The following is a 25,943-nucleotide window of genomic DNA, read 5'->3' on the forward strand; positions in this document are numbered from 1 at the left end:
TATGACACACATAAATTTAGCTGAACTCACCGAATTACAGCACATTAATAAAAAACTGGTCAGTGGTTATCACATTAGTGAACAAGATGTGCAACTTTGGCAACAACTTGACCATTGCCATGAGCAATATACCGAACTTTTTCAGTCACTTGGTCACAATTTAATTAAAGATGGCCGAGGTTTTTATTACCTCGAAATTGAAGATAGCACCCCCAACATGGGCAAAATTTCCCGTGCCTTCGCGCTCACTACCTATGTCTTGGTCGAATACTTTGCCAACTTAGGTAAAGACCCACTGCGCGCCCTCTTTGAACAAGTCTGTGATTTAGAACTGATGCAAACCTTAGTGCAGCATAATAAACACTTATACGATCAGCTCGAAATTTTTTCAGGCTCAGATTTACGCAAAGATGTATTTATGCGCATGAGCCGCTTTGGTTTAGCCAAAGAAGTTGAGCAAGGTTTTGTAATTCAAAGTCCGATATATCGTTATCTCGATGCATTAATGCAAATCAACGAACTTGATGTGCAGGAGGACAACTAATGCAACATTTATACGGCCTAACAAAACTTGCCTTACTCAATACCGCCGGATATGCCAAATGTGTGATCCCGCTTGATAAAAGCAGCTCAATTTGCGCGCCAAATAATACTGGTAAAAGCTCGGTAATTAATGCGCTGCAGTTTCCACTAATCAATGATTTACGCCTCACCGAATGGGATGGTCACGACTTAGAAGAAACCCGTAAATTTTATTTTAGCTCTGATCAATCGTATATTTTACTCGAAGCCGAGCTCCCTCATGGCCCTGTGGTGATTGGCGTAGCTGGGCTTGGTAAAATTGCAGGATTTGCCCATCAATTTTTTTGCTACAACGGCAAACTCAATATTGAAGATTACACTCAAGGCAAAACCATCGTTAAATATACTAAATTATTTAACCACCTAAAAAGCTTAAACTTCACACCTTTTGAGCTCAAAGCACAAGAGCTTAATGCCCTACTTACTGGTGGCGCCAGTGCCTTTGATTCGCAGATAAGCTTAAAAATGATCCCCTTAAACAATGTGCAAGACTCTGCCATTTACAAAGAAATTTTCAGAAAAATCTTAAACTTGCATAAACTTGGTGCACCGGATGTAAAACGCTTTATGCTACGCGTGTTTGAGCGCCACATGTCAAATTCTAAAGTCGACTTTTATGAAGTCTGGCGCCGCGCATTTGATAAAGTAAATCGCTCGCGCAAAGAGCTCAAAGCACTCGAAGCAATGCAAGAGCCCATCGCTGCGCTTGAAGCCATGCTTGAAAATCAAAGCGTCTTAAAGGGCAAGCTGGCAGCACATGCGCCCAAAATAGACCAAGCATTAATTGATTTTGAACACTATCAAGATGCGCAACTTGAAGAGCTTGAGCAAAGCTTGGCCGATATCGAAGCTGAAAAACACGATTTTGAACAAAAACAAACTCTGTATGTACAGCAACTGCGTGATATTGAGCGCCGAAATAGCCAAATTGAGCAATGGTTTATCCAATTTAATGGCTTACATCACGAGTTTGAACTGGTGGGTTTACCGACGTTGAAAACCAATTTGCAACAGCTTAAGCTCCAATACGAGCAACTGTCGCATTCCATTACCAGTGCTCAAGGGCAAAGTTTGCATACCCTTGATTTTCGGATAAAAGAAACCGAAAAACAGCTAAAAAGCCTAAAACTGCAACTAAAAAACCTCGAATACAATCTTTATACTCGAATGCGTGAAGAGTTGTCTCTCAAAGAAGTAGAAGAAATATCACGAATTTTAAACCCAGATTTATTTAGTTTGGCAACGGGAAGTCAAGGTGATGTTGCAATCACTGACGATCACGCTTTTGGCGAGTTTTTGGTGCAGTTATCCGATGCAGTAAAAGGCGGGATCCTGACCTTACCGGGTGCCAGCATAAAACTAAAAAAACTGCCCGCATTACAAATGCAAACCAGTGATAGCAAAGTACAAATTCAGGCCCAAATCGAAGCTCTTGACATCGCACTGGTTGATTTTGCTCGCCAGCGTGAGGTTGCAGCAAACGTTGCAGGTAAACAAGCCGAAAAAGAAGCGCTCTATCAAGAACTCATGGGGATTGAAAGTGCCCTTGAACGTTTTAACCATTACCAAACCATGCTACAAACACGTGAAGCACAAGGCCTATTAAAAGCGCAACTTGAGGCAGAACAAGAGCAGGTAGCCGATTTACTGCGAGAAGTGCAGCAAGATGCCGGTGGAATTGCCGATCGACGCTCTATTGTTAAAAGTAAAAAAGAGCAATTACAACGCCAAGCCGATCGTTTACGCCAAGTTAAATCGGAGCGCATTGATCACACTTTAGATTTTTACAGTGGCAAATGCACCCCTTATCTAATTGATATTGCAATTGATTTTGATAGTTTAGCCGACCTTGTCCATCGTTTTAATAAAGACAGCCAAGAGCTGCGTAATTTTGACATCAATGTCCGAAATACTTATTTGCATATTTATAATGCCGGGATCACCAAGTTTGATAACGAACCTGATGAACTCGTTAAATATCAAAAACTCATTGCCGCCTTTCATAATATTGATAATGAACGTGAAGCGGTTGAGCGCCAAGCTCGGGTCGCCTTAACCGAAGTCGCTGCCACTATTAAAGGCCTTCGCGAAGATCTCGACCGTTTGCGCCGTGAAATGAATAGTTTTAATAAAGGTATCAGTCAGCATCAAATTTCAAACTTACAAGCGTTTAAAATCAATGTATTACCGCGTAAACAGCTGGTCGACAGTATCGATACCCTTATTGCTACAGCTGATTTATTCGAACAAGGCGATACGCTTGATTTGCTCTCAAGCGAGCCGGTTAATGAAAAAGAAGTGAATGCAGCCAAAGATCATCTGATTCAATTTGCGAGCGATAAAGCAGGTCTCACCTTATCAGACTTATTTGATATTCGCTTTGAAGTGGTAAACCGCGCCGGTGAAACCGACCACTTTGATAAAATTGACTCTGCAGGGTCAAATGGCACACGGATCACTATTAAGTTATTGTGTGGCATGCTGTTTATTCGCTACTTATTGTCGGATCAAGAGCAGAACCGTTACCGTATTCCAATTTATATTGATGAAGCGGCCGATATTGACCCGCAAAATCAAAAAGCGATTATTGAAACAGCTCTCAGTTTTGGTTTTGTGCCCATTTTTGCCTCGGTTAAGCCTCAAATTAGCTGTGATTATATTGTGCCTATTCGCAGTGTCGAAAACGGCGCACAAAACTGGGTTGATGAAAAAGACTGGATTGAAGTACAGCACCCTCATACATAGCGTTACTCACGTCCGATTAAACAACCATGCCAAACCTAGAATTGGCGTGGTTGTTTCAATCAAGGCTCTCGCCTCACTGCTCATTTCATTAAGCTTACTTGTCCAGTTCTGTCAGCGTATTTAACCTAAATACTTGATAATAAAATGAACTCTGGATAATAAATCTATCTCCAGTGGCTATTTTCAACAATAACTACGTTGAGTTTACTTGCAATAGACCCGCTATTGACGCGTAAACTCACCTTGTTATCCCTGTAAATCTCCGACTGGAGAATGTCTGGATTTTTATATAAATTAAATCAATACGTTACTAAATCTCTTAATCAGAGATCAGGTTCATAAGTATTTCTCAGACAGCTATTGCGGAGTTAACTTCACTCAGTTCTCGGGAAGAGGTTTAAGCATCACTCTGTTTCATACAAAAACTCACAGGCATAAAAAAGCCCCGCATTAAGCGAGGCTTTTATCTAAATAATTTCAATTATTTAGTGAATTGAGCAACTTCAATCGTTACACGACGGTTGTTAAAACGTTTTGCTTTAGTTGCATTGCTAGCGAATAAATCTGTTTCACCAACATGTTTTACTGTTAATTGTGTTGCATTGACACCTTTAGCAGCTAAATATTTAGCAACTGCATTAGCACGGCGAAGCGCTAATTGTTCGTTATATTCGTTAGTACCTTGGGTATCGGTATAACCTGTTACTACCGCTTGTGCTTGTGGATTTGCAACTAAATGAGCTGCTAAATCTTGTAATGATTGTGTTTCTTTTACTGCTGATTTATCAAAATCGAATAACGCAAATGCATTCACTGCAGGCACAACAACTGGAACAACAACTGGCTCTACAACTTTAGCTACCGGAGCTGGAGCAACTGGCGCTGGCGCAACTGGAGCTTTTTTAGTTGTTGAACCAAAACGGTACGATAAACCTAATGAAGTTACATGGCCATGATCACCCGCGAACTGAGAATCACCTAAGTCATGTAAAAAGTTATATTCTACGCGGCCTTGTAATGATTGAGTGAAATCATAGCTTACACCTAAACCAAATAACGCAGCCCAACCTTTGTCATCAAACTTAGCAAAAGCGTTTTTCTCTTCGCCGTCGTAGTACATTGCGCCTAATTTCGTGAACAAGCCTGCTTGTTCAGTTAATGGAAGACGGAATACACCAGCAAACTCTAAGCCTGTCATTGATGTAACAGCATGATTACTTAAGCCATTGACTAAACGCGTCGTTGAGTAATCACCTAAATCAGTATAACCACCTTCAAGCGCCCAATGTTTTGAGAACTCATAACCAAAAAATACACTCCAAGCGTCGTCACGGCTATCACACTGGGTAAGTGATTTTTTACAAAGATCATCTTGACGTTTACGGCCAAACTCACCGCCAACATACCAGTTATTGAAATTGAAGTTATCCGCTTGAGTTTCTTCACTGTGCGCTGCAAAAGAGCTAGTAGCGAGTAACACACCACCAACAAGAGAAGTTGTTAACCCTAGTGAAAAAATATGCTTAGACATAGTAAATTTGGTTCCTTGATTGAGATGAAAATTGCACATTTATTGAGTGCTAAATTTTATGGGCGCATTCTACTTTAAAGAAAAGAGCAATAATACTGTTTCAGCACATTTATTTTATATATTTTAATAAGATGTCCCATCTTTTAATGTGCTTTTAGCAATTAACTAACCAATCTCTCACTTATGCTTTTGAAACTGGTTCTTGTCCCTGTTTAATTCTTGCTTTAGGATGCTCATTTTAGACCATGGAAGGATAGTTAAATGAAAAAATTGATATTTTGTTTTGATGGCACCTGCAACGACCCAACTGATTTTAATGATTTTGCAACCGACACCAGTATTACGAATATTTTAAAGTTACATTTGTTACTTGGTGGCACACTCGCAAACGAAGCCACAATAAGCAACCACGCTCAAACTAGTTTTTATTATTCAGGCGTCGGTACCTACGGCTCTTGGCTCAGCCGTGCATTTAATAGTGTTTTTGCTCCTGAGTTTGCTGACGTCAACTCGATTTTACAACAAGCCAAACACGATTTAGCTCGCTATCAAGAGCAAAATGTTGAGGTATTTATTTTTGGCTTTAGTCGAGGGGCTGCGCTGGCACGCCGCTTTGCCGCTTCAATTGACGCTAAAGTCACTTTTTTAGGTGCTTTTGATACGGTTGCCGCCATTGGCTTGCCCGATTTAAATAGCCAATCTCGCCCAGCCAGTGATGTGGTATTTGAAAATGGTACTTTAGCGCACAATGTCAAACGTGCTGTGCACTTAGTCGCCCTTGATGAAAAACGCTTAGCCTTTCAACCAACCTTGTTCAATCAAGACGCCCGAGTACTTGAGGTGTGGTTTTCTGGTGTGCACTCGGATGTTGGAGGCGGTTTTTGGTTTGATGGACTGTCGGATGTCTGCCTGTCATTTATGATGCAACATGCAACTGACGCTGGTTTAGTCTTTTATCAACCAACCGATGTAAATTATGCGCAATTACACGACCAATATGGGTTAGCCATTTGTTTAGATGATATCGAAATCGTGCCATTAATTAATGGTGTTCTTCATCAACAGCAACGTAATCAACAGCTTGCTAACAAAACCCTTGCTACACGCAAAGTGTGTGTTCACCAAAACGATGCACCGGTTACAAACCAAATAGTTATTGTGCATCACAGTGTGATGAACAGGCTCAATCAAGTGACTGAATATCGGCCTGTTTCGCTACGTAATGCGAAATATCGCATTCTTGAGGCAAATGGTACTCTGAGCGAAGAAAAGATAGGTATTGCGGCATTACGAACTGCGCAGCAATAAAAAAGACGTCCTTGGACGCCTTTCATTTTTTGACGAATCAAAACTTATTTAACTTGCCACTCAATTTTTTCACCTGCGCGAATAGGCACAACTTTATCGCCGCCAAGCGGATAAAACTCTGGAACATTCCAGCTGGTTTTTTCAAGTGTAATGGTATCGCTATTGCGTGGTAATTGATAAAAGTCTGGGCCATTATGGCTTGCAAATGCTTCTAGCTTATCAAGCGCCCCTGCAAGTTCAAACGCTTCAGCGTATAACTCGATAGCAGCATGCGCTGTATAAGATCCTGCACATCCACAGGCCGCTTCTTTTTTATCTTTCATATGCGGCGCAGAATCGGTGCCTAAGAAAAACTTTTTCGAACCGCTGGTTGCTGCTTTCACTAACGCATCTTGATGCGTATTGCGCTTTAAAATCGGTAAACAATAAAAATGAGGGCGAATGCCGCCCGCTAACATGTGATTGCGGTTATATAATAAATGATGCGCTGTAATTGTGGCTGCAATGTTATCACCGGCTTGATTCACAAACTCAACCGCATCAGCGGTAGTGATGTGCTCAAGCACCACTTTTAACGTTGGGAAATCTGAAACTAATTTTTTTAATTTCGTTTCAATGAAGATTTTTTCACGGTCAAAAATATCAATACTTGAATCAGTGACTTCACCATGAACAAGTAACAACATGCCCACTTCTTCCATCGCCGCAAATACGGGAGCCATATTCTCAATCGAAGTCACACCTGAATCTGAGTTCGTTGTCGCACCTGCTGGGTACAATTTTGCCGCAACCACTTTACCAGTCGCATACGCTTCCTTAATGTCCACTGCTGTAGTTTTATCGGTTAAATAAAGCACCATTAATGGCTCAAACTGACCTTGTGGCTTAGCAGCCTTAATGCGGTCGTAGTAGCTTAATGCCAATTGTGTATTGGTTACAGGTGGCACCAAATTTGGCATGATAATCGCGCGGCCCATATAACGGCTTACATCACGTACCGTATCAACGAGTTGTTCACCGTCACGTAAATGAATATGCCAATCATCTGGGCGAGTAATCGTAATACTTGTCATTGCTTTATTTTCCTTTGCGAAATTTGAGTGATCATATTGATCCTATTGCCAGCTGTAAAGTGGATCAACAATACTTATCGCAACAGTGATTATCCATCAGCACGGCTGTGCGATTTAGAATAAAAGCACTATTGCGTTTCATTTCATTAAATGATGCTGGAATATTCGTAAAGTGTCTCTATTTATAGTACCTTTTGAATTTCATATATGTGTTTTTTTGGTTAACGATTTACATGCAAAAAAAATCATCGGCAAAGTTGCCTCTTTCTTCTCAAGTATCGCTGTTACAGCAGCAAAGCCAGCAACTAAGCATCATTAATCAATTTTCGCTTTCGTTAATCGAAATTAATGATTTAAATGAGTTATTTCATACCGTAACTACCAAAGTGGTAAGCCAACTGGGTTTTGTCGATTGTGTTATTTACTTATGCGATAAACAAAAGCAGGTGCTTAATCAAGTGGCCGCAATGGGCGACAATTTACTCGATGATCACTATGTTATTAAACAACACGCCATTCCTATTGATGTGGGTATTACCGGATATGTCGCAAAAACTGGGCAATCACTTCTGATTGATGACTTATCGAACGACCCGCGTTACCTCGCCGATGCCCGCCCTGCACTCTCTGAATTGTGTGTACCGCTCATTTATAATCACCAAGTGATTGGTGTGATTGATTGTGAGCACCCTAAAAGCCATTATTTTACCAGCGCACACCTTGAAATTTTAACCACTGTAGCTTCAATGCTCAGCGCTAAAATCAATCAATGCCAAATATTAACGGATTTAAAAGACACCGTTAATCAGCTTAATAATGCGCAAAAGCTTGAAAAAGGCATGTTACAAATTGCTAATTTGACCTACCAATCGTCTAACCTTGATTTGTTTTATCAAGATTTGCACAAAATTGTAAAATCGTTAATCAACGCAGAAAACTTATTCATTGCACTTTTTGATAAAAAAGCCAACATCTTAGATATTCCCTATATTGTTGAAGAGGGTGTACGCAATCAAGCACACAAAAAATTTAATACCAATCAAATTGGCCAAACCGCCTCGGTATTTTTAATAAAAAGCAATACCTCCTTGGTACTCAACAAAGCACAATACTTAAAACACATTGAAAAAGGGCATTTTAAATTAGTGGGTGATTTACCCCATTCATGGCTTGGTGTGCCTTTTGAGATAAACGCAGGATGCAGTGGCATTGTGGTGGTGCAAAGTTATGAAGAGTCGCATATTTATACTCAACACGACTTAGAAATTCTTACCTACATTAGCCGTCAAATAAGTTTAGTGATCAACCGCGAGCTCACGCGTCAATCTCTTGAACATAAAGTCATGCACGATGAATTAACCGGCTTGGCTAATCGCGTATTATTAATCGATAGGCTCAATCAAGCTATCTCGCGCTTAGCGCGTCAAACATATTCCACTATGCACGCCCTTCTATATTTAGATTTTGACCGCTTTAAAATTATAAACGATACCTTGGGTCATCAAGTCGGTGATAAATTTTTAATTCAAATTTGTCAGCTCATTTCAAGCTGCATCCGTCAAAGCGATACTCTTGCACGATTAGGTGGTGACGAATTTGCCATTTTGATGGAAGACATTCAAAGCCAAGAAGAGGTCAAGCTTTTAGTTGAACGCATCCAGTTAGCCTTAAAAGAACCGATTGAAATTGATGGTAATTTATTACAAGGTTCAACCAGTATCGGCATTGCCTTTGCGAGTCATGAAACCGATGCAGCGTATAAAATTTTACAACGCGCCGATGCGGCTATGTATGAAGCCAAATCGCTTGGCCGTGGCCAAGTGCAGTATTTTAGTGAATCAATGCGTGCCAAACTCAAAGGGGCTGCCTTATTTGAGACAGATATTCAACGTGGTATTCAACAGCATGAATTTGAACTGTATTATCAGCCTATTTTTCGTATTCAAGATAAAAAAGTCATTGCATTTGAAGCACTTGTTCGTTGGCATCACCCTGATAAAGGTTTTGTATCCCCCAATGATTTTATTCCCATTGCTGAAGATACCGGCCAAATCATTCAGCTTGACTTGCACCTCTTAGAGCAAGCAGCCAACCAAATACAACGTTGGCAACAACAAACCAATAGCAACTTTCGTGTTACGGTCAATGTCTCATCACGCCATTTTGCCAACTTAGAATTTGTTGGCTTCATTGACCGACTCTACAACACCTATCAGTTAAAGCCCGGAAGCTTGTGTATTGAGATCACGGAATCTGGATTAATTGAAAATCTAGCACTCGCCACCCGCATTATCGAAGGGCTTGCACCTCATCAAGTAAAATTATGCTTAGATGATTTCGGCACTGGTTACTCTGCGCTGGGCTATTTACACCAATTACCTATTCACATTCTTAAAATCGATAAAAGCTTTATCGATCATTTAATACATGGCCAAAATCACCCGTTGGTTGAAGCGATTTTAACCCTTGCTCAGTCCTTAAACCTTGAAGTGGTTGCTGAAGGCATTGAGTTTGATACCCAGCTAAATGTGCTCAGCCAAACCAGCTGTACTTTTGGCCAAGGCTTTTTAATTGCCAAACCCATGCCCGCTGCTGAAGCTATTTGTTACTTAATTTAAGGGCATGCTCTCGTTGTAATATTTTATAAATTCGATTGTTGATGACTTGCGATAGATTCCAATCATAGCCATTCAGATTTGTTGTATTGATCACTTGAACTACCACGGTATCAATGTCTTTGTGATATTTAGCCAGACTTTGGTAACCAGGTAATAACCCCCCATGTTCATAAACATAAATTGAAGCGTAAATAGCTGCTTCATTTTGAGAAAATAGTGACCCTTCATTCAAGGCACGCAGAAAAATGCCGACATCTTCGACAGTCGCGAGCATCGAACCGTAATTATTAGTTTTAATATCTTGTTCAACACCCACATAGTAGCCGCCCATTACATCATCAATATTTACTTCACTTAACGAGCCAAACGTATTTTTCAACCCAAGGGGTGCCAAAATGGCTTGTTGAATATACTCCACAGACGTTAAACCGGTGACCTTTTGAATTAATTCTGACAGTAACAAATAATTGGTATTTGAATATTCATAACCCTCATCAGGTTTAAACCGAGCCGGTAAATTAAGCGCGAGCGCCAGTTTATCGTGATTAGTCTGCGGTGGGTTTTCCCAATAAGCATTAAAGTCGGTGTAATTTGGAATGCCACTACGATGCTGTACCATGTTTTTTATCGTGATCCTGTCGGCATATTCAATTGAACCAATCAATTCAGGAAAATAATCGGCGAGTGTGCGATCAAGAGATAACTGTTGCTGGCTAACCAATTTTGTTATCGCAACGGCATGATAGAGTTTACTGATACTCGCTATTTTAAATAATGCATGAGAGTCTGCAGGTATGTTGCGTTCTCGATCACGCCAGCCCGCTGTATAAAATTTAGCAGGCGAACCTTGCTGTTCTATATAGACCACCATGCCATCAAAATCATGACTAATGGCTTCATCTAATTGCCCTTGCACCGTACTGGGTAGTGGTAATAACCACGCATAAACAATAATCCAAGGTACAAAAAACAGCGAAACCAAGGTTGAAACTGCCAATAAACTTTTAATGATGATTTTTTTATTTTTTATTATCATTTGCCATCCCATCTTAATCTTTTATGCTTTGATAAATTGCATCGAAATCAAGAGTACCAAAATCAATAGCACTGAGCTTATCACGCATATAAGTAAGCCGTACAAGCAATCCGTTTTTGTGATGCTTTTATACAAAATATGCACACCTAAACTTTCTGTTTAAATCTATGAGTTGAGTCAAAAGGTTTAGATTTAACCAAGCTCTTGCCCCTATTTTTGAAATGATTACTTTTCAAGTGAATGATTTTTGATACAATTTATCGCCCAAGGATAAATTCTAATAAACGGCAGTTAAACCGACGTTTACAATAGGTAACAACATGCGACATTGGATGTGTATAGCACTACTATTTTGGCTTTGCCCATCGCTGATGGCAAAGCAAGCGCCTGCATTTAGCCCAACCTCATCGCATACTATGCACATTATTTACCCTCGCCCTTCTCGAGATGAAAACCTTGAAAAATGGTACCCGCTGCAGTTATTAACCGCGGCACTGGATCACAGTGGCCTGCATTATTCGTTACAACAGACCAATAATGTGATGGTACAAAGCCGTGCACTTAAAGAGCTGGCCATAGGTAAAAATCTGACCGTAACATGGACCATGACCAATAAAGAGCGTGAAGAAGATTTATTACCGGTGCGTATCCCTATTTATAAAGGGCTTTATGGCTGGCGTTTATTGCTCATCCACAAAGAAAAACAGAACGAATATTTGCAATACAACAATCTCGAGCGTTTTCGTAAATTAGTCTATTTACAGGGTCACGATTGGCCCGACACCGATATTTTAACTGCAAATGGCTTAACCGTAAGTACAGCGGTCAGCTACGAAGCGCTATTTACGATGCTTTTAAAAGGCCGAGGGGATTTATTTCCGCGCAGTATTATTGAGGTTAATTGGGAGCTTGCACACCGCAGCGATAAAAATGAGTTTGCGGTCTTACCCCATATTGTGTTGCATTACCCTTCTGCCATGTATTTCTTTTTTAATAAAAAAGATACCGCACTGGCTGCTGCAGTAGAACAAGGTCTCATGAAAATGCATCAAAATGGAGAATTTGATCAACTGTTTAATCAATTTTTTGCTCAAGAAATCACCCAGGCAAACCTAGTCAACAAACACATAATACAGCTGCAAAATAATCAATTACCTAAGCGCACCCCGCTTAATAAACACCATTTGTGGTTTTCACCTAGCAAAGCGATGAAATAATAATCCCCTACAATAATCTGTCCGGCACAATACGTAACCAGCCTTAGGCCAATAAACGGTAACCTTTTTAATGTGCTCAAACTTATACCAATCGTAATAAATAACTGATCACCCTAGCTTGTTAAAACACTCGATAACTTCGTTAGATTTTTTGATTGTAGAATAACTACTTATCGAAAAAATCTGCCTTGTTCTCAAGCGTTTTTCCTACGCTACTTTTTGATCTCTTACTTATTGTGATTGGTATTAAACGTGCCAAACGGCACAATAAAATCGACTGCTCATTAATTTTGCTGACTATTGTCTTTTTATTGAATAAAAACAGTTTCCATTTAGGGTAAGCGCTGCTAGGATTCTGTGTTATTTATCAAGTGATTGGACTGACAACCTACTCAGCCATTACACTAAAATACCCCATAACCCAACTTATCGTTCTAAATGAAAAGGATATTCGATGCGCCGTTTATATTTTATTAGCTCTTTGTTTTTTACCCCTGTTATCTGCCAAGCCAATACGTATTTTGGTGATGTGCATGTTTCCCATGTCACACCTTCAGCAGATCAAGCCATTTGGCAAGCAAACAACCAGCCAACACCTAAGTACCCTGTTGCATTAGCAAAACAATTGACCATGGGTTGCGGTATTTTTAATGTTGAAATTTCAGCTGAGGGCAAAACAAACAACGTAAGCTTAATCTCAGAGGTAACAAACAAAAAGTCCTTAGCTAAAGAGACAATTAAAACGTTAAAACGCTTTAAATGGCAACTTCAAGCAGGCCAAGTTGCCCAAGCAAGTGAACAAACTATCCGTTTTGATTATTGTTTAGGTGGCGATAGCATTGAAGGTGCACAAGCCCAATGCCAAGCACAAGCAAAGTTACCTTGTTCAAAAGCATAAATTATTGTCACTTTAGTTTATACCCAAGCCACCTCAAGGTTCGTGTTATTTGCGTTATAACATAACAGTTTATCGCAGAGCCATTGACGTGGGTAACGCAATACACGTACCCTAAAGGCGATATAACAATAAGGAACAAAAAATGCGCTTAAAACCTCTTGTTGCAACGCTTTCGCTTGCACTTTGTGGTACTGCGATTGCCGATGAAGGCATGTGGCAACCACACCAACTTCCTGAGCTTGAATCAATTTTAAAAGCAAAAGGGCTCGAAATTGATGCTAAATCGATTTCAAAACTAACCGAATTTCCAATGAATGCCGTTATCAGCCTAGGTGGTTGTACCGCGTCATTTGTATCACCACAAGGTTTAGTGGTCACAAACCATCACTGTGCGTATGGTTCAATTCAATACAATTCAACACCTGAAAACAATATTTTAGAAAATGGTTTTTTAGCAAAAACACCCGCTGAAGATTTACCTGCAGCACCGGGTTCTCGCGTTTACGTAACTGAAACGGTTACAAACGTGACCGAAGCCGTGATTAAAGGCACGCAAAAGCTCAATGCAAAAGCACGTTATGATGCGCTAGAAAAAAACGAAAAAGCCCTAGTCGCACAGTGTGAAGCCGATAAAAACTACCGTTGTAACGTGTATTCATTCCACGGTGGATTAGAATTTTACTTAATTAAATCACTTGAAATTAAAGACGTACGCTTAGCGTACACGCCAGCAATGGGTGTGGGTAAATACGGCGGCGATATAGATAACTGGATGTGGCCACGCCATACCGGTGATTTTGCCTTTTACCGCGCTTATGTTGGCAAAGATGGCAAACCAGCTGAATTTAGCCAAGATAACGTTCCTTATGTGCCCGCTTCTTACCTGAGTGTGAGTGCAAAAGGCGTACAAGAAGGTGACTTTGTGATGGTAACGGGTTATCCAGGTCGTACAAATCGCTACCGCATCGCGGCTGAAGTCGATTACACCTTTAATACCAGCTATCCAAAATCACGTGAGCATAATTCAAAATATGTGTCACTGATTGAAGAAAACTCTGAAGATGGCAGCAAAGCTCGCATTGCTTATGAAAGCACTATTGCAGGCTACAATAACTACATTAAAAACTACGGTTCAATGATTGAAAGCTTTAACAAAGGCACCATGTTTGAACGTAAAAAACAGTTTGAAATCGAGCTAAGTGCTTGGATCAACAGCGATCCAAAACGCAAAAAACAGTACGGTAAAGTATTGAGCGAATTATCTACCCTTGTCGCTCAGTCACAAGAGCATAATGAACGCGACCGCATGCTTGGGTATGTACATCGTTCACAAATGATCAGTACTGCCCGTGGTTTATATCGTTTAGCGTATGAAAAACAAAAACCAGATGCTGAGCGTGAATCAGGGTATCAAGAACGTGATTTACCGCGCTTTGAAGCCGGTTTAAAGCGCATGACACGCCGATTTGATGCAACTGTCGATCAAGCTATTTTACTTCACTTTTTAGAGCTTTATGCTGCGTTACCAAAAGAAGAGCGTTTTGCGGAAGTTGATAAAGCGTTTAAATTAGGCAATGGCTTTGATAAAGAAAAGCACAGTGCATTACTTAGCAATATGTATGCAAAATCAACGCTTAGCGATGAAGCAGCGCGCCTAGCCATGTACCAGCAATCATTTGAAGAGCTGTTTACAAGCGACGATCCGTTTATTCAATACGCAAAAGCTATTTTTGCTGTAATGAAAGCGCAAGAAGACAAAGACAAGGCACTCGCTGGTAAATTACAAGCTGCTCGCCCGCAGTTAATGTCAGCTATCATCGCGTTTAATACATCGCAAAATAAACCGGTTTATGCTGATGCAAACAGTACCTTACGTGTTACCTATGGCACTGTTGGTGGTTATTCACCACAGGATGGTTTGATGACAACGTCATTTACCTCTTTAGAAGGTTTATTAGCTAAAAACACCGACGTAGACCCATTTAATGCGCCGAAAAAACAGCAAGAGTTAATCAAAGAAAAATTATTTGGTGATTACACCGGTGGCATGAACACCGTGCCAGTTAACTTTTTATCGAACGTTGATACAACCGGTGGTAACTCGGGTTCACCTACTTTAAATGGCAAAGCGGAATTAGTCGGCTTACTGTTTGATGGTGTGTACGAGAGTATTATTGGTGATTGGGACTACAACCCTGATCTTAATCGTTCAATCCACGTTGATTCACGTTACATGCTGTGGGTGATGGATAAAGTTGATAATGCACAAAACTTATTAGACGAGATGAAAATCGTAAAATAAGCATAAAATAACAATCAAGGGCGCATAAGCGCCCTTTTTTTGCAAGTAATCATCGTTATAAACAACATCCTAAATATAAGCACGTTATTTGCGATTACAACTCAGTGATAAAACGAGCGCTATTTTGGCCCCTGTAACTTTAAATTCATTTTAGGATCTTTGAGCAAAATCCCTTTTTTTAACAGTAATTTATGCAGCTGTTTTTGTAATTTAGTTTCGACATGGCTATCTAGTGCAACGCGCAGAGTTTGTGTGTCGGTAAAATGATAATTCACTAATAAACTGCCGGGAAAACAATCAAACTCCACAGTGTGGCTTAAATGGCTAACGCCTTCGATTTGCTTTGCCTCTTCGCTCATGAGCGACAAGACCGCTAATAGTTTTTCGTTTAAACGCTGGCAAATTTTACTCATTTTCATTTTTTGGACTCACAACTTTAATCACTAATTTATCGAGGCGCAGTGTAACCTGTTTATCCTCCTTTTACTGCATTAATCCAACTGATGCACTTTTAAACTCCCAAAACACCTAATAAACCTGAGCTCTGGATAATAAATTTATCTCCAGCGGCTACAGACTTGAAAAAACATTTACCAATTCAATATCAATACGTTAGTAAATCTCTTAACCAAAGCTCAGGTTAATAAAGGATGATCGCAAATTAAATTAACACGAGTAAAACACCTCCTCTTCACTTTAAAATCTTCGCTTTAAAATCTTCACTTTAAAAATGCCTAACAACTAAAAATGAAAAAACGAATTTATCACGTTGTTTTTTATCACATAGATTGCAGTGACTAACCCACAAACCTATTTGCAATCTGAAGGTTTGCAAACAAAGTTTTACTGAATATCACCTAAGGATTAAAAACAGGTAAAGCAATTGTAACCAACCAATCATGCACCCTTTTTTAAGAGCCGATTACATTTGATTACACACTCACCGTTAACTATTACACTTGTAGCAATTGTCATTTATTGTTTATTTAGTATGATGAATTTCAAGTGTTTTTAGTTGTACAAATTGTTTACATTCATTCTTAAATTCCATTTAATTGCATAAAACAAAACAATAAGTACAAGAATCAACCCTTCATTCATTTATCATTCAGTTTCAGAATCCTACTTTGCGTCTCGTCTCCAACAGGCTCCCTCTAAAATCACACTCTGTTGGCTCTAGTTTTATTAACAACAAGTAGGTACAAATGAAAAAAACGCCTCTGAATTTAGCTGTCCTTGCGACACTTCCCCTTTTTTATAGCGTTGGTAGCTTAGCTGAAACAACATCTCTTGATGCCATTGAAACAATTCAAGTGACAGGCTCACGCATTAATCGTACGGATATGGAAACCGCAAGCCCAGTAACGGTTATTTCAGCTGAGCTAATCGCCCAAAGCGGTTATGCGTCTGTTGAAGAGATCCTGTCTAAACAACCTGTTGCTGCAGGTATGAATTTAGGTGCAACCTCAAACAATGGTTCAGGCGGCTCTGCCACTGTGAACCTTCGTGGCATGGGAACAAACCGTACTTTAGTACTGTTAAATGGTCGCCGTATGGTTGCATCGGGTACAGGTGCTGATTCATCTGTTGATTTAAATACCATCCCGGTTGCGATGATCAAATCAATTGAAATTTTAAAAGATGGCGCATCTGCGGTATACGGCTCAGATGCCATTGCCGGTGTAGTGAACATCATTACCAAGCAAGATTTCGAAGGCACAAAACTCAATGCTGACTTGAGTGAAACCGCTAAAGGTGATGGTACTAGTGGAGGCATAAGCATTCTTCATGGTGTTGAATTTGCTGGCGGTAACTTAGTTGTTGGTGCGCAATTCTCTGAACGCGGCAAAATTATTCAAGCTGATCGTGATCATGTTGAACCCGGCTGTTCATCATTTGTACCTCAAGGCTCTTTAGGTGGTAAAACACCTGATGGCCAAGGTGGGTTTAAAAAACGTGACAATTGTTATGATTTTACGCAAGACAGCTACGCACAAACACCGAATGAATTATTCAGCGCCTTTTCAAGCTTTACAGCAGAGTTAGATTCAGATACCCGCATCAATGCCGATTTGATGTACACACATCGTGAGTCAAATCAGCAAATGGCTCCACAGCCTGCGACCATTGATTTACAAACTGCACAGTTAGCCACTCAATACACGCAATTATTTGCAGATACCGATGGCACCGTAGCTGATGAACTCAATTATCGTCGTCGTATGACTGATGCAGGCCCACGTATTTCTGAGCAAGTGACCGATACTTACCGCTTCTCTTTAGGTATTGCAGGTGAATTAGAATCTGATGCAAGCTGGGACGTGTCTGTTACTTACGGTCGCAATGACTCAAAAGATAAAGTACGAAACTCAATTCACGCCGGCAACATGGAAAAAAGCATTTATGCACACCAAGATTTATGGTTTAGCGGCAATGTATTAGATACTGCTTTCCTAACTAGCCAAGGCACCATCTACACTGAAAGCAACAAAGGGGGTAATGAGCAATTCATCATGGCTGCGGGCTTAAGCGGTGTAACGTCGTTTGATTTAGGTTATGCAGTGGGTGTTGAAAACCGTTTTGAAAGTGGTTTTTATACCCCTGATTTAATTACGCAAGCGGGTGAAAGTACTGCAGCGCAACAAGACCCAACGTCAGGCAATTATTCGGTTCAATCTGTGTATGGCGAAGTATCGATGCCAGTGAATGATGAATTATCCCTTGAAGCTGCAACCCGTTTTGATAACTACTCAACCTTTGGTAGTGCAGTTACATGGAAAGTCGGTGCAACATACCGCTTTAGTGATGAGTTTATGATCCGCTCAGTCGCAGCAACAGGCTTTAGAGCACCAAATGTTGCTGAGCTTTATGGCGGTAACTCAGGTTCGTTCGATTACTTAGACGATCCGTGGGGCAATGCACCGGATGCACAAATTTTAGTAAACTATACGGGCGATTTAAACTTACAACCTGAAGAAAGTGACTCATTCACCTTTGGTATGGTGTGGGAAATCACAGATGGTTTATCAAGCACATTAGACTATTGGTCATTTGATATTACCGACGCTATAAGCCGTTTAAATGTTCAAAATCAAATGAATAGCTGTTTTGCTGGTCAGCAACAAGCGTGTACTTCAATTAACATCACCGCAGCGGGTGATTTATCAAATATGACGTCAGTATTAACCAATGTGGGTTCACAGCAAACATCTGGTATTGATTGGAACATTAACTACCGTCAAGACACGTACCGCCTTGCATTAGATACTACTTATCTAATTGAATTTAAAGAAGATGATATCAGTTACGAAGGTACAGTCGATGGCAACATGGGGGGTTATTCTCAATTAAAAGCGAACGTTAACCTTGATTACAATCTCACTGATACAGTCACACTTGCGTACAACGCGCAATATATCCAAGGTATGGATGGTGACAACTACGGCGACAAATACACCACTGATGACGTGATTTATCACAACATCAGTGCAGCGTATGAAGTAAACGATCAATGGCGCATCAATGGTGGTGTTAAAAACTTACTCAATGCCGATCCTGAATATGTGCCTGATGGCAACGATATGAATACAATCCCAAGTTTATATGATGTTGTGGGTCGTACATTCTATGTCAGTACCCATTACCGCTTTTAAGCTAATAGCTTAAACTGCAATCAATTAAAAGACGACTTCGGTCGTCTTTTTTATTAAAAGACGCTCATTAGAGGTAACAGGCTATGTTAAGTTCCTTGCTGACACGCTAATTAACACCCTGAATCTAGAGGTGAGTCAGCATCAAAATCGACAAGTATTCAAGTTTTATATTTCTAAAAATAACACTCCATGCCACCATATCGTGCCTATTTTTGCCGCTACAAAGTTAAAGTCCAGTTACAATTTATTACTGCAAAATAGCATCAGAGCCTTTACACTGGCCACTCCTCGATTGTTAAGAAGGTACTGTTTTGAACTATAAGTGGATTTTATTTGATGCCGATGAAACCTTGTTTCATTTTGATGCATACTCAGGCTTACAAGCTATGTTTAGCGAATTTGAGGTTGTATTTAGCCAAGCCGATTACGCTGAATATCAGGCAACAAACCAACCTTTGTGGCACGCATTTCAACTTGGACAAATCACCGCTGAACAACTCCAACATCGGCGGTTTGCGCTATGGGGAACTAAACTCGGTATTGATCCGGCGACATTAAACAGCCAATTTTTAAAGTCTATGGCTAATATCACTCAACTTATTGAGGGCGTTGCACCTTTATTAAACGCGCTAAAAGGTCAGGTTCAGCTGGGTATTATTACCAATGGTTTTGAAGCTCTGCAAAGTGTACGTTTGGCAAAACTTGGCTTAACCGACACGTTTAAATTCGTAGTTTCATCAGAGCAAGCAGGTGTGGCCAAGCCTGATATTCGCATTTTTAATTACGCCCTTAATTTAATGGGTCATGTAGCCAAATCAGAAGTACTGATGGTAGGCGACAACTTTGTACCTGACATCATTGGCGGCCAAAAAGCAGGTTTTGATACCTGTTGGTATAACCCAAAGCAATTGAGCATACCACAAGCACCAGCGCCAACATTTACAATCAGCAACATGGCGCAACTAATTGATATTCTAAAACTTAAAGCTTAAGTTGTATTAAAGAAGCCAAAATTACTGGCTTTTTTATTATTTAACCTGAGCTTTGATTAAAAGATTTACTAACGTATTGATATTGAATTGGTAAATGTTTTTTCAAGTCTGTAGCCGGAAACTTTTAAGGATAACAAGGCGAATTTACGCGTCAATAGCTGGCCTATTGTAAGTAAATTCAACGCCGTTAGCGTTGAAAGTAGCCGCTGGAGATAAATTTATTATCCAGAGCTCAGGTTATTTAACCTAAGTTCTGGATAAAAGATTATCAAGGCAGGTTGACACGCGAGCGCTGGCCTATTGCACACTCATCCCACACAGTTAGCGCTAAAAATAGCAGCCTAAGTATTATTTATTATCCAGTAATGAGCTTATTTATGTGCAAACAAAGTGGGATGTAAAAATGGTGCAAGGGCAAGTAATAACGCATGGTGGTAATTGCCCTCTCGGTTCGCAAGCCCATTGGTTAATAACCCAATCGCCCCGCCTTTTTGCTTAATATTGTGAGTATTAAACAATTCATCCATCAAAGGGCCCAGCTCTTGACCTTCAAGCAGGGATTGATAAATTGATGCTGGCAGTGGCAAATTCGCTCCTCGTCCTACATGTTGCTCGTGTGCATTCGCAATAACAACAAAAGCAAACGTGGCTGCACCATAACTAAAATTATCGACACCGCCTTCAATGGCAACATAATAATCGGCCGAAAATTGCTGACAAAACACCACTCGATTCATTGCACCTTGCAAAGTCTCTTGCTCTGTCATGGGTTGATCGGCAACCTCTGAAGGGGCATCTGTCGCAATACATTCAATCACATTATTTGGAAAAGCAGCAGAGAATGCAGTTTTAACAGCGTTAACTTTGACTGGGTTGGTCGAACCAACTCTAATTTGAATTACAGTAGACATAAAAAACCTAAAAAAACACGATGACCTATTGTGGCACAATTGTATTGTAGGACGATTAAAAAATTAGAAATCTATAGAAGAATACTCATCAAAACAGTGTCTTATTTCAGATAATAACGTTTCTGTTGCTTTAATAATGTCGCCCTCACCTTTTTCTTTTGCTACACACTCAAGCTCACTGGCAAGATCACTAATTTGGCCAAAACCAAACATCCCTGCAGCTCCGCGAATTGCATGGGCATTTAGTGCTAATTCTTGCCAGCTTTTGGTTCGCATTTGTAATTCAATTGAACTGATACTTTCTTGCAGACTTTTGACAAAATTTGTCTTTAGCTTTGCCATCTCTGCAGGAGAGAGTTCAATATCATCGTCTAATTCAACTTGTAAATAATGAGATATTTTTTTCACAAACATAGTTCTATCAATCGGCTTTGCCAAATGATCACTAAACCCGAGTTTTAAATAACGCTGTACCTCATGATCCATCGCATTTGCAGTGAGCGCAATAATTGGCGTCGTACAACCTGTTGCTAAAATAATACTGATGGCTTGAATACCATCCATAACAGGCATTTGAATATCGAGCAAAATAAGATCAAATTCATCATCTAGGGTGGCCTGTACGGCATCTTGCCCATTTGCAACCGCTGTTACCTGCAGACCCATTCGCTCTAAAATGCGTTTAACTAACGCACGGTTATCAGGATGATCTTCTGCTAGTAATATTGTGCCAGAGAGTTTTTGCGTGGTCTGTTCAGCCTGATAGCCTGTTTCAGGTAGTTTGATCAAGTCGAGCATATCTTTAATCATGCGATTATTCGGTGCTAAGCGACATGCCAACGTGACGATAAATTCAGAACCCTTACCTATTTCACTTTTCACTGAAATATCGCCACCTAATTTATGCGCTAAATTTTTAGAGATATTCAGCCCTAATCCAGTGCCACCATATTTGCGCGTTGTGGAGGTATCTGCTTGCGAAAAGGCCTCAAATAACTTTTGAGTTTGCTCTGCACTCATACCAATACCACTGTCTTTCACTCGAATAACCAGCTTACCTTCTAGGTAAGAGACAATTAAAGTAATTGAGCCATAATCGGTGAATTTCATTGCGTTATTAGTCAGGTTTAACAGAATTTGTCGTAAGCGAGTTGGGTCGATAATTATTTTTTCAGGCAATGGGAAAACATACAACACCTTAAACTCAAGCCCTTTATCTCTAATCTGTTTACCTAAAATAGATTCAACATTTGCAATAGTCGAAAATAAATCGGTTTCAATCCACTCCACTTCAAGTTTGTTTGCTTCGATTTTAGACATATCTAAAATGTCATTGATAATCCCCAGTACATGGTTGCCATTTTGGGCGATGACCTGCACGGCTTTGCCGTGATTTCTCGGTTCAATATCCCCTAAAATAATTCCATCGGCATAACCAATTATTGACGTCATAGGGGTTCGAATTTCATGACTCATATTAGCTAAAAACCGACTCTTCGCTTCATTTGCATCACGCAATTCGTGCGTCATATTTTCTAGCATTTGCGTGCGTAACAATACTTTTTCTTCTAAGTTACGCGTTAATTCATGATTTTCATTATTTAAAATGCGTAATTTATCGGCCACAGCAAATGCCAATAATAATGCATCTAATGTTGTGCCAATCAACCCTAATAAATACAAGTTAATGTCAATGGGCGGTAACACCCCAAGGTTGGTCATGTTGGCAAACATATTGGGTAAAAACATGGCCAAATACGCCATAATGAAATATTTAGCTGGCTTAAAGCCTCTAAACCAAGCACATACCCCCACATAAAAACCAAACATCATGGCAATTCCAGTAACCAATGATGCCCAAATAAAACCAAAGCCCGGTGAATACATCACCAAAGGAATCCCCAGTGCCGCGACCCACCCAATAGTTAATGATATTTTCGCCTGACGTGGAGCTGCTTCGCGTAATTTTAAAAAGTGGTTATAAAATAAAATATTCGTGATGGGTGTTAGGGTAAAACCAACCCAATGAAGGCTTGAGTTATGTATATCAAATAACTCTTTTGGAATATGAAAAAAGAATGACCAAGCAAAAATCCAAGTAACGGTAAATAACGCATAATACAGATTGGTAACATCTCTAGAGCCAATATAAATAAGTAAATTATAAAAGCCTAGCGCCAAACCAAACCCCAAACACAAAACTAAAACAACCGTTTCATTGGTCACTTTTTTCACAAAAGTATGATCGGGTACTAAAACAAGTTTTGCGGGGGTATAAAAATACTCACTTGTAAAGAGTGTCACAATATAATGAGGTTTACCCTTTGCAATAAACACTCGATTACCATAATGAAAATCAAATTCAGTTTCAAATTGAGCACCCGTTTCAATTTTTTGAGTAAAACTTGGGGAATAAATATGAGATTTAATACTGTCTATGACCGTATTATAAGGATAAAAAACCATGTCTTGCTCATCGGTTTTATTTTCTAACTTTACAACAAACCAATATTGCCCACCAAAATAGCTAACATCCTCAAGGGGTTTTTTATCTGCAAACCACGACTCGACCTGATCAAATTCAGCTGGAAACTCGCTGTCCGTTGCAGCAAATAGCTTTCCCTCCACCAGCAAATTGTCATGTAATGTAGCGGTGTTTAATATAAAAGTTTTTAAAGGATCAGCTGTACTTGCTACAGAATAAAAGCTTGTAACAAGACACAGTAATAAAAATACTGCATAGAATCGGAAAGCGTCTTTGAGCAAGTACTTCACTTTTATATTTACCGCCTCATTAGATCTACAAAACCTGTATGTTTAAAAATGATATTGAAATAACACACCGTAGCGACGCCCTTCACCTTTAAAATCTTCAAGCATGCCTAAAAAGCTACTTAAGTCGAATTTCAAATGACTGTATTGTTGACCAAATATATTTTTACCCCATAAAGAGACATCCCAGTCATCACTTTCGTAGCGCACAAACCCATTCCAAAGGGTATAGCCTGACTGCTCAGCATATGGGTTTTCGTTTTGGTCAAAGTAGTAATCCGATTGATAATCAAAGTTTAATTGTAAAATGAGGTGATGACTAAAAAGCGGCATTTCATAATTAGCTAACCCACTAATATTCCATTTAGAGGTAAATGGAAGGCGATGATCTGTCAGCTCTGTACCCGTTGGGTCAATAAATTTGTCAAAGTTGGCCTCTGGTAAATATCCTACACCAAATTGAAAATAAAGCTGAGATGTTGGCGTGTAAAATAGTTCAATTTCAGAACCATAAATAGTCGATGAACCCACATTTTCAAGCAATTGCAACGGCGGTGCATTAGGCACAGTTGAAGCCTGATTCATAAAAACTTGTTGGTCTTGGTAATCATAATAAAACGCAGCCATATTAATGGCCAAGTCTTGGTCAAGCAAAGTCAGTTTTGCACCTACTTCATGCGCATTAAGTGTTTCAGCACCATAATCCGCCAATTGAGCTTGCTCAAGCGATGATAAAAAGCCGCCATTATAGCCACCACTTTTGAACCCATTAGAAAAACTGTAATAGACGGAGTTATGGCTATCAAGCTGATGATTTACAGCCAACTTTCCTGACCATTTATTGTCATCTTGGGAACCCGATACTTGATAAAAAGGAATAGTTAAACCGACATAATCATTAGGGTCAGTGCCGACATTTAAATGAGTAATACTTTCATAATCAGTTGACTCAGACGTATAGCGTAAACCTGCCGTGAAGGTTGTTTGCGTACTAAAGCGATAATCGTACTGAGCAAACAAGGCACTTGATCCTACCTCTATCTGATTATCGTAAATAAACGTCACAGCTTGCGGAGTAACACCTCGAAGGTCACGAAGAATATCATTGTAATTATCTTGAACAATACTTTCATCAAGCAAAAAAGCACCTGCAATCAGGTAATGATCGCCCATTTGATGATGCATCCGTAATTCTTGCGTGATCACATCATTTTTAAGCCCAAGATTTCCCTCACATAAACGACTAGGAGACCCATCACAATTAAACGCATGTTGTCTTTTTAATGTGTCCCAACTTGTGACAGACACTAAAGTCGTATCTGCGTTTAACTGCCCGGTTAAATTAAGGCTAAAACCTTTGGAGTCAGTGTCATGTGGGCTATTATTATTGACTTTCACATCATAAAAATCGTTGCTGCCAGAATTATACCCAAACGCATCAGTACAAGATGTTGACCCTGCTTCACTCACCGTACACGGAGCTTGCGTAGCTGGATTTTTAAACAAACCAATACTGCCAACAGGTTGTACGATCCCGCTCCAATCTTCAAGGTGCGCTTTGATTAACACATTCAGTTTACCAAAATCACTGCTCAGTAAAAAACGATAATTATCTTGTTTCATACCTGCAATGGGCGAACTAGCGAGTAAATTATTCGTTGAATAATCATAATCTTGATGACTAAAAGCAAAACGAGCAGCGGTATCATCAGTAATAGGTACATTAATCGCACCTTCCAGCGTTTGATGATCGTTATTAGCAAGCCCAGCAGTCACATAACCACCAAACTCACTCTCTGGGCGTGCTGAGCGTAATAAAATCGCACCGCCTGTGCTATTTCGACCAAACAAGGTGCCCTGCGGACCGCGTAATACCTCAACTTGTTCCATATCAAACAAGTTTACAATTTGATTATTTGCCGAGCCTGCGACAACATCGTCGATATAAAAACTAACCGGTGACGTATTAGAAGTATTGTAATCAATCAAGCCCACGCCTCGGATATTAATCGCTGGGGGGGTGCCTTCTGCAGCATTTTGACTGATTTTTAAATTTGGCGCGAATGAAGCAAGTTCAGTGGTATCTTTAATCCGTTGCTCACGCAGTGCTGCGCCATTAATGGATGTAACAGCGACACTGACATCTTGAATGCGCTGTAATCGTTTTTGCGCATAGACTTGAATAACTTCAATTTCTTTAATTGTATCATCGGCTTGAGCAACATTTACAACGGTATTAACTGCAAGAGTGAGGGCTGATAAAGCAAAAAAAACCGGATAAGAGGCCATAGAAACATCCATTATT

Annotated in this window: 16 protein-coding genes; 9 read left to right on the forward strand and 7 right to left on the reverse strand. The window is 39.9% G+C overall.

Annotation, left to right across the window (positions count from 1 at the left end):
* Window position 1: 1 nt before the first annotated feature.
* Together AC3KZC_RS10370 and AC3KZC_RS10375 are read left to right on the forward strand one after the other, a co-directional pair.
* Window positions 2–544 (forward strand): condensin complex protein MksE, encoded by a 543-nt coding sequence (locus AC3KZC_RS10370; protein WP_490578899.1) that lies wholly within the window; start codon window positions 2–4, stop codon window positions 542–544.
* Window positions 544–3,327, forward strand: a complete 2,784-nt coding sequence (locus tag AC3KZC_RS10375; RefSeq protein WP_490578900.1) for an Mks condensin complex protein MksF — start codon at window positions 544–546, stop codon at window positions 3,325–3,327. Before AC3KZC_RS10370 ends, AC3KZC_RS10375 begins: the two co-directional genes overlap by 1 nt.
* A gap of 481 nt (window positions 3,328–3,808) precedes the next feature.
* On the opposite strand, the gene AC3KZC_RS10380 is transcribed toward AC3KZC_RS10375, so the two are convergent.
* A complete protein-coding gene (locus tag AC3KZC_RS10380; protein WP_490578901.1) occupies window positions 3,809–4,858 on the reverse strand; it encodes an OmpA family protein in 1,050 nt (349 codons plus the stop codon).
* A gap of 261 nt (window positions 4,859–5,119) precedes the next feature.
* Between AC3KZC_RS10380 and AC3KZC_RS10385 the strand changes: the two genes are divergently transcribed.
* The gene (locus AC3KZC_RS10385; RefSeq protein WP_490578902.1) at window positions 5,120–6,166 is read left to right on the forward strand and encodes a phospholipase effector Tle1 domain-containing protein; all 1,047 of its coding nucleotides are present in this window, start codon (window positions 5,120–5,122) and stop codon (window positions 6,164–6,166) included.
* A gap of 44 nt (window positions 6,167–6,210) precedes the next feature.
* Here the strand turns inward: AC3KZC_RS10385 and pyrC are convergent, their stop codons facing one another.
* Complete coding sequence (gene pyrC / locus AC3KZC_RS10390) at window positions 6,211–7,239, reverse strand: dihydroorotase (RefSeq protein ID WP_490578903.1); 1,029 nt, start codon at window positions 7,237–7,239, stop codon at window positions 6,211–6,213.
* A 233-nt stretch (window positions 7,240–7,472) separates the two neighbouring features.
* Between pyrC and AC3KZC_RS10395 the strand changes: the two genes are divergently transcribed.
* Entirely contained in the window at window positions 7,473–9,857 is a 2,385-nt protein-coding gene (locus tag AC3KZC_RS10395) for an EAL domain-containing protein (protein ID WP_490578904.1), read from the forward strand.
* Here AC3KZC_RS10395 and AC3KZC_RS10400 read toward each other — a convergent pair.
* Entirely contained in the window at window positions 9,838–10,893 is a 1,056-nt protein-coding gene (locus tag AC3KZC_RS10400; protein ID WP_490578905.1) for a serine hydrolase domain-containing protein, read from the reverse strand. The genes AC3KZC_RS10395 and AC3KZC_RS10400 overlap by 20 nt on opposite strands.
* A 320-nt stretch (window positions 10,894–11,213) precedes the next feature.
* On the opposite strand from AC3KZC_RS10400, the gene AC3KZC_RS10405 reads away from it, so the two are divergent.
* From AC3KZC_RS10405 to AC3KZC_RS10415, 3 genes are all read left to right on the forward strand, one after another.
* Window positions 11,214–12,110, forward strand: coding sequence for a substrate-binding periplasmic protein (locus AC3KZC_RS10405; RefSeq protein ID WP_490578906.1), 897 nt, complete (start codon window positions 11,214–11,216; stop codon window positions 12,108–12,110).
* A gap of 454 nt (window positions 12,111–12,564) precedes the next feature.
* The gene (locus tag AC3KZC_RS10410) at window positions 12,565–13,008 is read left to right on the forward strand and encodes an energy transducer TonB (protein ID WP_490578907.1); all 444 of its coding nucleotides are present in this window, start codon (window positions 12,565–12,567) and stop codon (window positions 13,006–13,008) included.
* A 142-nt stretch (window positions 13,009–13,150) separates the two neighbouring features.
* Window positions 13,151–15,310, forward strand: coding sequence for a S46 family peptidase (locus tag AC3KZC_RS10415; RefSeq protein ID WP_490578908.1), 2,160 nt, complete (start codon window positions 13,151–13,153; stop codon window positions 15,308–15,310).
* A 119-nt stretch (window positions 15,311–15,429) separates the two neighbouring features.
* Here the strand turns inward: AC3KZC_RS10415 and AC3KZC_RS10420 are convergent, their stop codons facing one another.
* Window positions 15,430–15,723, reverse strand: coding sequence for a hypothetical protein (locus AC3KZC_RS10420; protein ID WP_490578909.1), 294 nt, complete (start codon window positions 15,721–15,723; stop codon window positions 15,430–15,432).
* A 792-nt stretch (window positions 15,724–16,515) separates the two neighbouring features.
* Between AC3KZC_RS10420 and AC3KZC_RS10425 the strand changes: the two genes are divergently transcribed.
* On the forward strand, window positions 16,516–18,963 hold the full coding sequence (locus AC3KZC_RS10425) for a TonB-dependent receptor plug domain-containing protein (RefSeq protein WP_490578910.1): 2,448 nt from the start codon (window positions 16,516–16,518) through the stop codon (window positions 18,961–18,963).
* 311 nt (window positions 18,964–19,274) lie between these two features.
* Window positions 19,275–19,955 (forward strand): pyrimidine 5'-nucleotidase, encoded by a 681-nt coding sequence (gene yjjG / locus AC3KZC_RS10430; protein WP_490578911.1) that lies wholly within the window; start codon window positions 19,275–19,277, stop codon window positions 19,953–19,955.
* A 371-nt stretch (window positions 19,956–20,326) separates the two neighbouring features.
* Here the strand turns inward: yjjG and yjjX are convergent, their stop codons facing one another.
* The 3 genes from yjjX to AC3KZC_RS10445 form a co-directional block, all read right to left on the reverse strand.
* On the reverse strand, window positions 20,327–20,866 hold the full coding sequence (gene yjjX / locus AC3KZC_RS10435) for an inosine/xanthosine triphosphatase (RefSeq protein ID WP_490578912.1): 540 nt from the start codon (window positions 20,864–20,866) through the stop codon (window positions 20,327–20,329).
* A gap of 63 nt (window positions 20,867–20,929) precedes the next feature.
* A complete protein-coding gene (locus AC3KZC_RS10440) occupies window positions 20,930–23,641 on the reverse strand; it encodes a 7TM diverse intracellular signaling domain-containing protein (protein ID WP_490578913.1) in 2,712 nt (903 codons plus the stop codon).
* 42 nt (window positions 23,642–23,683) lie between these two features.
* Entirely contained in the window at window positions 23,684–25,927 is a 2,244-nt protein-coding gene (locus tag AC3KZC_RS10445) for a TonB-dependent receptor (RefSeq protein ID WP_490578914.1), read from the reverse strand.
* Window positions 25,928–25,943 lie beyond the last annotated feature (16 nt).

The sequence above is a fragment of the Pseudoalteromonas sp. J2K-J031 genome (assembly GCF_058197095.2).

Excerpts from the sequence above, each read along its gene's own strand:
- AC3KZC_RS10380 (WP_490578901.1), bottom strand. The coding sequence starts at position 4,858 with ATGTCTAAGCATATTTTTTCACTAGGGTTAACAACTTCTCTTGTTGGT.
- yjjX (WP_490578912.1), bottom strand. The coding sequence starts at position 20,866 with ATGTCTACTGTAATTCAAATTAGAGTTGGTTCGACCAACCCAGTCAAA.
- AC3KZC_RS10425 (WP_490578910.1), top strand. The coding sequence starts at position 16,516 with ATGAAAAAAACGCCTCTGAATTTAGCTGTCCTTGCGACACTTCCCCTT.
- AC3KZC_RS10395 (WP_490578904.1), top strand. The coding sequence starts at position 7,473 with ATGCAAAAAAAATCATCGGCAAAGTTGCCTCTTTCTTCTCAAGTATCG.
- AC3KZC_RS10370 (WP_490578899.1), top strand. The coding sequence starts at position 2 with ATGACACACATAAATTTAGCTGAACTCACCGAATTACAGCACATTAAT.
- AC3KZC_RS10420 (WP_490578909.1), bottom strand. The coding sequence starts at position 15,723 with ATGAGTAAAATTTGCCAGCGTTTAAACGAAAAACTATTAGCGGTCTTG.
- AC3KZC_RS10405 (WP_490578906.1), top strand. The coding sequence starts at position 11,214 with ATGCGACATTGGATGTGTATAGCACTACTATTTTGGCTTTGCCCATCG.
- AC3KZC_RS10385 (WP_490578902.1), top strand. The coding sequence starts at position 5,120 with ATGAAAAAATTGATATTTTGTTTTGATGGCACCTGCAACGACCCAACT.
- AC3KZC_RS10410 (WP_490578907.1), top strand. The coding sequence starts at position 12,565 with ATGCGCCGTTTATATTTTATTAGCTCTTTGTTTTTTACCCCTGTTATC.
- AC3KZC_RS10375 (WP_490578900.1), top strand. The coding sequence starts at position 544 with ATGCAACATTTATACGGCCTAACAAAACTTGCCTTACTCAATACCGCC.
- AC3KZC_RS10415 (WP_490578908.1), top strand. The coding sequence starts at position 13,151 with ATGCGCTTAAAACCTCTTGTTGCAACGCTTTCGCTTGCACTTTGTGGT.
- AC3KZC_RS10445 (WP_490578914.1), bottom strand. The coding sequence starts at position 25,927 with ATGGCCTCTTATCCGGTTTTTTTTGCTTTATCAGCCCTCACTCTTGCA.
- pyrC (WP_490578903.1), bottom strand. The coding sequence starts at position 7,239 with ATGACAAGTATTACGATTACTCGCCCAGATGATTGGCATATTCATTTA.
- AC3KZC_RS10400 (WP_490578905.1), bottom strand. The coding sequence starts at position 10,893 with ATGATAATAAAAAATAAAAAAATCATCATTAAAAGTTTATTGGCAGTT.